The sequence below is a fragment of the Vibrio sp. RE86 genome, assembly GCF_013114545.1.
In the GTDB taxonomy this organism is placed as follows: Bacteria; Pseudomonadota; Gammaproteobacteria; order Enterobacterales; family Vibrionaceae; genus Vibrio.
In genome coordinates this window covers 1-10629 of sequence record NZ_VTXI01000037.1, presented here as the reverse complement: position 1 = coordinate 10629, position 10629 = coordinate 1, and the positions used below count along the sequence as shown (strand labels likewise).

The 10629-nt window shown below is 40.7% G+C and carries 10 protein-coding genes; 5 read left to right on the top strand and 5 right to left on the bottom strand.

Annotation, left to right across the window (positions count from 1 at the left end; all coding sequences use genetic code 11):
• Positions 1 to 860 precede the first annotated feature (860 nt).
• Positions 861 to 1712 carry an endonuclease/exonuclease/phosphatase family protein gene (locus F0231_RS20365; protein WP_171761504.1) on the top strand — a complete coding sequence of 284 codons (852 nt, stop codon included), beginning with the start codon at positions 861 to 863 and terminating at the stop codon, positions 1710 to 1712.
• 622 nt (positions 1713 to 2334) lie between these two features.
• Positions 2335 to 2727, top strand: a complete 393-nt coding sequence (locus F0231_RS20360; RefSeq protein WP_171761503.1) for a hypothetical protein — start codon at positions 2335 to 2337, stop codon at positions 2725 to 2727.
• Positions 2728 to 2826: 99 nt separating this feature from the next.
• On the opposite strand, the gene F0231_RS20355 is transcribed toward F0231_RS20360, so the two are convergent.
• Positions 2827 to 3480 (bottom strand): hypothetical protein, encoded by a 654-nt coding sequence (locus F0231_RS20355; protein ID WP_171761502.1) that lies wholly within the window; start codon positions 3478 to 3480, stop codon positions 2827 to 2829.
• 121 nt (positions 3481 to 3601) lie between these two features.
• Positions 3602 to 4060, bottom strand: a complete 459-nt coding sequence (locus tag F0231_RS20350; protein WP_171761501.1) for an HPP family protein — start codon at positions 4058 to 4060, stop codon at positions 3602 to 3604.
• A gap of 102 nt (positions 4061 to 4162) precedes the next feature.
• On the opposite strand from F0231_RS20350, the gene F0231_RS20345 reads away from it, so the two are divergent.
• Complete coding sequence (locus tag F0231_RS20345) at positions 4163 to 4714, top strand: TetR/AcrR family transcriptional regulator (protein WP_171761500.1); 552 nt, start codon at positions 4163 to 4165, stop codon at positions 4712 to 4714.
• Between the two features lie 106 nt (positions 4715 to 4820).
• Here F0231_RS20345 and F0231_RS20340 read toward each other — a convergent pair whose 3' ends face one another.
• Together F0231_RS20340 and F0231_RS20335 are read right to left on the bottom strand one after the other, a co-directional pair.
• Positions 4821 to 5321, bottom strand: a complete 501-nt coding sequence (locus F0231_RS20340; RefSeq protein WP_171761499.1) for a GNAT family N-acetyltransferase — start codon at positions 5319 to 5321, stop codon at positions 4821 to 4823.
• A gap of 665 nt (positions 5322 to 5986) precedes the next feature.
• Entirely contained in the window at positions 5987 to 7441 is a 1455-nt protein-coding gene (locus F0231_RS20335) for a hypothetical protein (RefSeq protein ID WP_171761498.1), read from the bottom strand.
• Between the two features lie 297 nt (positions 7442 to 7738).
• Between F0231_RS20335 and F0231_RS20330 the strand changes: the two genes are divergently transcribed.
• Positions 7739 to 8167: a hypothetical protein gene (locus F0231_RS20330; RefSeq protein ID WP_171761497.1), complete on the top strand. Its 429-nt coding sequence runs from the start codon at positions 7739 to 7741 to the stop codon at positions 8165 to 8167.
• A gap of 786 nt (positions 8168 to 8953) precedes the next feature.
• On the top strand, positions 8954 to 9922 hold the full coding sequence (locus F0231_RS20320; protein ID WP_171761496.1) for an IS30-like element ISVa6 family transposase: 969 nt from the start codon (positions 8954 to 8956) through the stop codon (positions 9920 to 9922).
• A gap of 35 nt (positions 9923 to 9957) precedes the next feature.
• On the opposite strand, the gene F0231_RS20315 is transcribed toward F0231_RS20320, so the two are convergent.
• Entirely contained in the window at positions 9958 to 10467 is a 510-nt protein-coding gene (locus F0231_RS20315) for an HNH endonuclease (protein ID WP_171761495.1), read from the bottom strand.
• Positions 10468 to 10629 lie beyond the last annotated feature (162 nt).

The window sequence follows — 10629 nt, the reverse complement described above, 5'->3', positions numbered from 1 at the left end:
ATTTCTTAGTACATCGTAATTGATACATGGTTGAAATTCTCTCTAATAATAGGGGCTTACCTACAATTAGAGCATATTGATAGCTGATTGCAACATAACGCCGCGTTAAGTAGTGAGCAGCGCGACCACCAAACTAAACCTCTGCGCCATAAACACTGAAGCCGAATCGAAGTGAAACCGCCAAGCGATGCGAATCTGCCTTAAACGCTTTGTTAGGCAAGATTTCCGTGTGCCCACTAACTTGATTTGATACAGGATACCTTAAACATCATAAGCAACCAATTACCCACGGACTTTTTGTGATTCAAGAACTACCGAAGTCACTACGTTATAACCGTGGTTCCAACAAACTCTGAATGCGAGATAGCAGAAACCACATTGCTTTTAAGACGCTAAAATTCACAGCTACGAACTATCAGCTTTCAAGACAGCCTCGATTAACTAGCCCTTTCCACACTTTGAGTCAGTAAAAATCACAGCCGACCAACGCTAAAAACCAATGAGGCTACCCATGGAATTTGGCATGTTTTACGGGTGGAGTGATTCAAGAATTGGAGCCGACAATGATGAATTGCCGACTTAGAAAAGCGGATAGCCAAAGGGGGCAAAGAAGAATAGAAATGAGAAACTCACCGTACCTTGCCTAACGCCCAATTAAGTAGTGAGCAACGCTACCACCTAACTAAAACATTGTGCCATAAAACACTAAATTTAACCTAGAATGCAGATCGAAAAGCGTTGTGAATCTGCTTAAATTGCTTGTTAACTATACAGAATGACATTTTGTGACGAACTTAAAAGACTAATAGTAACTAAGAGGTTATTTTGCTAACTAAATTATCAACAAAAAGAAAGTTACCATGAACAAACTTACCCTTCTCGCTGCTACAACCCTTTTATCAACATCTGCTCTAGCAACAGATCTCAATATTGATGGCGCAGCTGACACTGATAGCATTCGTATTGCTTCATATAACATTATGGCGTCTCGAATGGGAGACACTGTGGCCATTCGTGATGCTATAAAAGAAATAAATGCAGATATTATTGGACTGCAAGAGGTTGATAACAAAACTGAACGCTCTGGTAAAAACTTTAGCTCTAAAGGTGTAGAACCACTAAACCAAGCTGAATACTTCGCTAAAGAGCTGAACATGCACTACGCATTTTGTCAGGCTATCGAGTTTGATGGTGGCTCATATGGACATGCTATTCTTTCCAAATACCCAGTAAAAACAGTTAAGACCGTACAACTGCCAAATAAAGACAATAAAGAGCAACGAGTAGCTTGTGCTGTTGAGGTTGATGTACCTAACTACCCTGCCCCTATCATTGCTGTGACAGCACACCTTGACCATACCGACACCGACTTAAGACTTGCCCAAGTGCGTGCACTAAATGGAAACTTTTCAGCTTGGCACTTTGGACATGGTATTCCAGTAGTTATTGGCGACTTAAACCTACCAACACAATCCAACGAGTACTTTGAATTACAACAATGGTTCAAAGAAACAGACAAAGACCTTCAACTTACAGCTCCAGCTTGGAACCCAGATCGAAAAATTGACTACATTATGACGAGTACAGCACAAGAGTGGGATATTGAGAGTGTTGAGGTTCCAAAGCCAACAGCAACTGTTTCTGGTAAAGCGTGGTATGAAATTGCGGATCACTTACCGCTTATTGTAGATATGAAACTTACAGAAAAATAACAGCTCTATATGCGCCGTTGTTGATTCAACGGCGTATAGGTAACGCCCAATTAAGTAGTGAACAACGCGACCACTTAACTAAAACATTGTGCCATAAAGCACTAAACTTAACCTAGAATGCCCCAATGAGGCAACCCTACTTAGCTCCAACAAGCGCCCTAGTCTCTTCTCACAACAGCGCAAAACAATGGTTAATTGCCGAAGCAACTGCCAAGGTAGAATGTTACTTAGGAAAGAATCTAAAAGCGCCTTTAAGTCAGAGAGACAGAAACCTAGCCTACTCGACTTCAGAATGAAGCAACCCACGAATCTTGACATATTTTACTCCCTTAGAGATTCAAGAACTTAGGTCGATAATGCGGATTTGCTGAGTCTACTAGGGACGAACTGCTAGAGGGACAAAGAATTAGAGCCTAAGACATTTAAGCCATTGAAATACAAGTAAACATAACGCCGCGTTAAGTAGTGAGCAACGCAGACCACCAAACCTAAACTATTGTGCCGTAAACACTAAATTCAAAGCAAACCCAAAATGCCAAGCGTTGGGAATCTGTCTTAAACGCTTTGTTATGTTGTGGGTCTGACGGTACAATCGCAGCCCTTACCACAAGGGTGACTTACCATGCTATTTAACAACGATATCGACGAAATGATTAGCTATTTAGAACGGTTTTGCAAAGAGCCGCATATTAAAGCACTCGACAACATTTCTGATGAGCAAGTTAACCTGCTTATTGATTTCCTAACACTAGCTCACAAGTTGAAGTGCGACATTTATGCGACTAGAAACCTAAAGAGTTCACATTTCCTCGGTATTGGAGAGTTCGCTTTGACTCAAGAAAGACCACCTCAAGGAAACCTATTTCTTAAGATAGAAAATGACCTTATTTACCTTGGATTTGAGCTAGATAAATGCAGTTCTGAGAACCTACTATCACCACTTCGTGTGATTGATGCCCTAGTCTATCTTTCTGATAATTCAGGTGATTCTCTGCTACCCGAAAGCTACAAGTAGTGGAAACAACATAACGCCGCGTTAAGTAGTGAGCAGCACTTGGCTATACTTGAGCGAAGCGAAAATGCCAAGCGTTGCGAATCTGTCTTAAACGCTTTGTTAAGTGCTTTTTCCTAACATTTCTTCGGTCAGCTCTTCAAAAGGTAAGAATGCTTCAATAACTCCACATACATGATGAAGTGGAATATCACCATTTAGTGCGAACATCTTTTGATAGTAGAGACCTCTTGGTTTGGTTTTATTATGTTTCAAAGCTTCTTTCTGTTCTTGGTTAATATAGAACTTAGAAGCATCACAATGGCGGAATTTCTTATTTTGTTCATCATATATAACGTGAGTGTAGAAACACTCTCCATCTAATTCTCGCATAAACGACCAGCTTTCAAACCAGAGTTCTCCTTTATTACGCTCAACTATCATACAAGTATCCGCGATTGGAAAGTCATGCTTAACCTCTCTGCTCCCATAGAACCATGAGAAAGAACTTTTGCCCTGTAGCGCGATATTAAACGCTTCTTTAAATGAAGGCCCAATAATCGGTACTCGCTTCATGCCTCGACGTGTATCTGAAACTAATATCTCAGCCTGATTCCATAATTCAGAGTGTTCACATATGTAGTCAATCACAGCTCTTATTTCTGGATCAATGTAAAATTTTTCACCTGTTAACTTATAAACAAAGTGGTCAATGTAAGTCTGAAAGCTATCAAGTTCTATTGATAGCGAGTCCGTAGATAAAAATTTATTGCTCATATCAACTCCATACCACATTAGTTCGGCAGCACTTAACGCCGCATTAAGGTGTGAGCGACGCTTGGCTATACTTGAGCGAAGCGAAACTGCCAAGCGTTGCGAATCACCCTTAAATGCTTTGTTAGCACTCTGATTTTAAACTGTATTGTTGAACTTTTTGAAGACCTTTACTCATTAAAACTATCACGACAGAACCAATCAAGACCGGAGTAACCAAGAACGACCAACCATGGCCTGCCAACATAATTAGAATTGGATTCGCTCCTGCCGGTGGATGCGTTGTTTTAGATAGTAACATACATGTAATACCTAACCCTGTCGCAATAGCCAAACTCACTGGTGTTACACCTACATACTGAGAAAACACTATGCCAATAACGGTTGTGACCAAATGACCCAAAATTACATTTTTTGGTTGAGCAAGTGGACTCTGTGGTAAACCAAAAACTAGTACTGCAGTTGCCCCAAATGGAGCCATTATCAAAGCTGCACTTTCTACATTAGCTTCCACGATCAAGAGAAAACCAAGAGTAATTGAAGCCCCAACTCCTGCTACTAAAGCAGACACATAATGATTCATATAAACCTCACAATTAAGAGTAGACCGACCTGTCTACTTTTAATTGTAGACAGGTCGGTCTACCTTTGTCAATATACAGAAAACCAACTTTGGGGTGTGTTTATGAGCAAGAAACGAGACTTACTATTAAGTACAGCATTAGAACTGTTCTACCGACATGGTATTAATTCCATTGGAATTAACGAAGTAATCAAGGTTTCTGGTGTAGCAAAGAAAACACTGTACAGCCATTTCAACAGTAAGGAAGATTTGGTACTTAAGGCTTTGGAGAAAAGGCACCTAACCTTTATACAATGGCTAGAAACTAAACTTGAAAACACAACCAATAATAGTGAGTTGATTGACGTTCTATTTCATTCTTTAAAGGAGTGGTTTGACGGCCATGAGCCTGAACTAGGCGATTTTAACGGATGTTTCTTTATAAATACTTCTGCGGAATTTCACGACATTAAAAGTGAAATATCTAGCTATTGTAGCTTCCACAAAGCGCAAGTACGCCTGTTAATACAAAACAAGCTAAGTAAAGATTCGGACGATTTGCTCAATGCGATATGTTTACTCAAAGAAGGGGCTATCACAACTGCTTATATGACAGGCACAAGTTCTGAAGTAATAGAGACCAGTGTGAAGATCTTACGCCGTCTTGAGTGCTAACGCCGCATTAAGGTGTGAGCAGCGCTTGGCTATACTTGAGCGAAGCGAAACTGCCAAGCGTTGCGAATCACTCTTAAATGCCTTGTTAGTTTTTGCTACTCAACACCTACAAAAACTTCTCTATGAGGACTTCGTCTACGTATTCCCCACGAACTTTTGCATGCTTCTTAGCTGTACCTACAATTTCAAAACCTTGTTTAAGATAAGCTGCCAAAGCTCGCTCGTTATCACTGCGGACGTAAGCAAATAGCTTTTCATAGCCCTTTTGCTTTGCAACTTCGAATGTCGAGTTGAAAAGCTCTTTTGATACACCTTGACCACGAGCATTTTCACTGACAAACGTACCAATTATGCCTACGTGGTCAAAAACTTTTGTGTATTGTGCGAACGGCTCAATATTTTGGAAACCAATAACCGTTGAGTCACTTCCGGACAACGCAACTGTAAACACACCGCGCTCAGGAAATTGAGCAATAAACTCTTTTTCTTCTACAGGGGTAAAGGTTGTGTCCAATACCGTGTATAAGCCTTCAATAATGATGGGGTTGAGGACATTAGTAATGCCTTCAGCATCATCGAGAGTCACCTGACGTACAACTAAACTCATGCAACTTAACTCCTATTATAATTAGCATTGTTTTGTACATGAGTTCAGGATTTCCGGCAACAACTAACGCCCAATTAAGTAGTGAGTAACGCTACCACTTAACCAGAACATTGTGCCCTAATCACTAAAGCTAATTCAAACCCAAAATGCCGAGCGTTACGAATCTGCTTAAATTATTTGTTAGTTGCCTGCCCTAAGCCTTGGATTTGAAGCTCATTGAGACTTTGCCAACTCTGTTTCTTACGCTAGCTAAAAACCCGAATCAGGCGCAGTTTCAAAACGACTGCCACTGAAACCACTTGGGATTCACGGCGCCGTAGAAAACGGACTTTAAACACCAAAGAACACTTTTTGGAAAGACTAACCAACAGAGGAGACTTTCAACGAGGGGTTCAGCTTCTGAAACAGAAAGTCCACCCGAGTACCAAACAAAGTACTATTTTAACGAACCCTATAAGCTAGAAATTGAAGTGCGAAAACTAGCAGAACACACGCTGACATTAGCCCTAAACTTGCTGATTTAGCAAATTTTTATTCATTGGCAACTAACGCCGCATTAAGGTGTGAGCAACGCTACCACGAAACCTAACCATACCACCGTAAACACAAAACCCAACGATGGAATAAAAAATGCCAAGCGTTGGGAATCACTCTTAAATGCTTTGTTATATTTTTTCTAGCTCAGGAATTGCTTTTTCCGTAGAGATCACGATTGAAGTCGAATTTAAGACATCATACGGCTGGAAGTATCCCTCATCTCCATTTTCATCACACTTAAACATATGTGAGATATCTGGAAAATCATTGGGGTCGACTGGATGTAGTGCATTTGGATTATGGTACATTACCAAACTCTCAGACCATGATTCTGTATACTCTGGTGAATCTACATCCTCATGGAAATGTATTCCAACAAAAGCTTCAGGATCAGGATTAAAGCGAGTACCAGTTCTTAAGATCTTGATATCTTCACCACCCATACCAGCAAGTTTACCCATACGGTTAAACTTCGTGATAGTTGCTGCGTTACTAAACAACACTGCACTAACGTTTTCGGAGTCAGGTTGATTAAAGAAACCCGAAGGGATCGTTTTACCTTTCCATTCATGGCTATCAATTCGTGAAACTTGAGGCTTACCGTCGACAAAAGCAGCTCTAAAGCCATATAAATACTCCATCAGGGCTGTTCTTGACCAAGTCATAGAACCTGTACTGTGGAAATCGTGAATGGCAAATATCAATGATTTACCCTGCACATGAGGTTTTTCCCAATACTTTTTCTGAAGCTTTGAATAAAGCGGGCTACCAAACTTAATTGGCATATAGTCATTAAGTAACTCACGCAATCTCTCGGGATCTTCAGGCGCTTCTTCGTCCGGACGAGCTTCATTCTCACTCGGATTAACAGTTACAGCTTCAACTAAGTACTCTTGTACATGGTTGGTAATATGGAAATCTGGAGCTGCATTTCCTTTAATTTGAACAAATTTATCATGGAAGTAGATGTATAAATACAGTTCCCAAAGTCGAGCATCAAAGCCATGAGTCTGGAACTCTTTTATATAGTGACCATCGGGATCATCGAATGTATACACTATTTCTTTGATTAGATTTCGTGCAGCTTCCATTCTAGGTTCTTCTGCTAAAGCAATGTAGATCGGATTTAGCTTTTCTCGTTCGACTAAAGGTTCAAAAAGTTCATTAGTCAACTTAGTCTCATCCCCTTGGGGATAAAGTGATTCTCCGTCGTTCTTGTATTTTTTAAGCGCTTTAATTAAAGCACTTCGAGCCTGTTCTTGATCTGGCTGAAATTTCTTACTAACTTCCAACGCCCTGAACATTTTACGACTATCTCGCCCCATGATGACAAAACCATAGTCATCATCGATAGTATCCCTAAAGATCGTTGCTAAGATCTTTCGGTCATAAGCAATAAACCATTGCTTTTCATCTGCTGAATTTCTTGCCATTGGGTGGCGAGAAAAACAAAACGCATCAAATTGGCGTTTTGAAATACTTCTTACTCCCGATGGAAGCCTAGTGTCTAATATTGACTTTTTCTTCCTTTTTTCGAGTTTCTTCTTTCTTTTTTGATCCCTAGACAACTTCGCTTTTGCCATTAATTACCTCTGAATTTGATTAAAAATATAACGCCGCATTAAGGTGTGAGCAACGCTACCACGAAACCTAACCATACCACCGTAAACACAAAGCCCAACGATGGAATGAAAAATGCCAAGCGTTGGGAATCACTCTTAAATACTTTGTTATAAGCGTACTCAACACGCTCTCAAAACGCATTATATTCATATTGATGCTTAACTTAACATTTTTAGCATGGGAACTGCACATACTTGAGGTAGCTTTATGTGCATTACTGATAATATTTAATATCAATGACTTACCAAGGTGCCCCAATGATGGTTATCAATACTCACAAAAAGCTCAGACCGGTAGATAAAACAGCCCGCTTAGTAACTTCTGAAGCACCAAAAGACTCTGTATACAAAATTAAGAACAGAGATAAGTTGGTTGATCTTGAGTTTTGGGAATCACCACGGAAACACCAACCACTACCAGTGAACTCTACCTTTAAAGACTTCACAGGTGTAGTCATCGGAAGGTTAACCGTGTTTGGCTATTTGGGAAATGCTTCTTGGCAGTGTCGATGTACCTGCGGTAGATATTGCTCAAGAAGAAAGGAATTTATTGAGCAAGTACTCGCTGGACGCGAATCAACTGAGTCAATGTGCAGAGAGTGCTTTGAAGTCATGCAACTGAAAAAGAAAGAATTTTTTAAAGCTAACAACCGATACCCAACTGACGCTGAGAAATATCAGCTTTAGTCATTGGAGGCATTAGCTTATAACGCCTTGCTAAGGTGTGAGTAACGCAATACAAAAGCTACCGCACGGCGCCTTAAACACATAAGCCACCGCAAAGTGAAAATGCCACGCGTTACGAATCACTCTTAAGCAATTTGTTAGTACATGCGCGACTTCTATTCATGCGCTCCAAGATATTGAAAAATTAGATGATATGAAAGGCTTTGAACACTGAAGTGAGACGGGCAGCTACAAAACTTAAACTCGATTAAGAGACAAAAGTTGGCTAGAAGAAAAACGCCCTGAACTTCCCTACTTTTACTGGCTTCAAATTAGAAAAGGATTCGATCCTCGCACTTGGACGGCAACACCAAAGAAAGGCAATTCTGACTTAGTAAAAACCACCAAAGAGAAGAAGCGTCAAAGAAATAGGCTAAGAGTTAGAAACCGTAAACGGTGAAATCAAAGCAAACACTCCGCATATAGTGCCACCGGAAAGAACGTGAAAGGTACAAACTGAAAGGTGTAAAGACGAACGCCAAAACAGATAAACACCAAAACTGATGACCTTTGATGCTAAACCCGTACTAACGCCGCATTAAGGTGTGAGCAACGCTACCACGAAACTAAGCCATGCCACCGTAAACACTGAACTCAACGATGGAATGAAAAATGCCAAGCGTTGAGAATCACTCTTAAATGCTTTGTTATGTGTCTTGGATTCAAGTACGAAGTGCGACACCTCTGAACATAAAAACAGTGAGATGCGATAATCATGAAGTTTGCTCCCGCCAAGAAGTAAAAACCATGAGATACACGCACCTCACTGAGAACGAAAGGTATATGATTTCTGCACTCAGAAAGCAAGGAATTAGTACCGCTAAAATAGCTAAACAACTGGGTCGTCACAAAGCTACTATCTATCGAGAAATTGAACGCAACTCCCGATACAACAGACACTTTAAAAGGTACTCCTATCAGGCATGGAGAGCCCAACAAATGGCTCGTAACCGGCTGCGCCGGTCGCGCAGAAATAAACGCTACAGCGAAATCGACTTTAGGTTGCCTGAAGCCTTGCTACGACTGGATTGGAGTCCTGACCAAATCGTCGGATACCTAAGGGTAAGAGGCTATCCAACAATGAGCCACGAGCTCATTTATCAGCATATTTGGAACGACAAAACTTTCGGTGGAACCCTATGGAAACACCTACGCCAATCCACTAAGAAAAGGCGTAAAAGGTATAACTCAAAAGACAGCCGTGGACGGCTAGCCGCAAAGCGTCATATTACCGAAAGACCAGCAAAAGCTGAGCATCGAAAAGAGCCTGGTCATTGGGAAATTGATACCGTCGTTGGCCGCGGAACCAAGCACTGTATCGTGACTTTAGTCGACAGAATGACTGGCTACACTTTTATTGGGCAAATGGACGACAGAACAAGCGAGTCGCTCAACGTAAGAATGAGCAAAATCATGACCCGCTCTGACTTACCTTTTAAGACGATAACTGCGGATAACGGCACTGAATTTCATGGTTATGCGCAACTAGAAAAACATCATAACTGTCTGTTTTATTTTGCAAATCCATACCATTCATGGGAGCGAGGCACTAATGAAAACACCAATGGTTTGATACGACAATACTTACCAAAACGAACTTCTATGTCACACGTAACACAGAAGCTCTGCAATGAAATTGCACACAAATTAAATACGCGCCCACGCAAAAGACTTGGGTATAGGACACCAACGGAGTATATTCATGCGCATCTGTAAAAAGTGTCGCACTTCAAACTTGATACTAAGTGTGTTCATTCCAGCAACTTTTTAATGCCATCTTGGGCCTGCTTGTACCTAAGATTGATGAGAGTCATTGCCACCTGACCAACGTCCTCATAGAGATTATCTGCATACTCATGGAGGTTAAGAGTTGGATCATATTTCTTAGATTTCACGAAAGCTTCTACTTTAGAAATTCTCGACTTCGCGTCAGATCCAGCCTTGATGTGCATAAATTCTTTCCATGGCTTTTGCTGCTTTTGGTTATTACAAGGGGAACAACATGGCACTACATTTCCCCAAGCATGCAAACCTAATGCAGATTTATTCATCGGGATTAAATGATCTTGCGACAAAGACTTGCGGTTGATTTCACCACCACAAAAACAACACTGATAGTTAAAAAACTCTAGAAGTTCATCTTTCTGAGCAACTTTGGGCCCAAAAGGCTCATAACCCCTTGCTTCATCATAGAATTTCCCTACTTCCTGAAGAAAAATGCGTATTGCACTATTTGAGATATCAGATTTACTACGAGCCATACTACTTTCTACTTTTACAAACTGATCATGTCGATTATCGACTAATTTTGCCTAAACACATAACGCCCAATTAAGTAGTGAGTAACGCTACCACTTAACCAGAACATTGTGCCCTAATCACTTAAGCTGATTCAAACCAAAAATGCCATGCGTTACGAATCT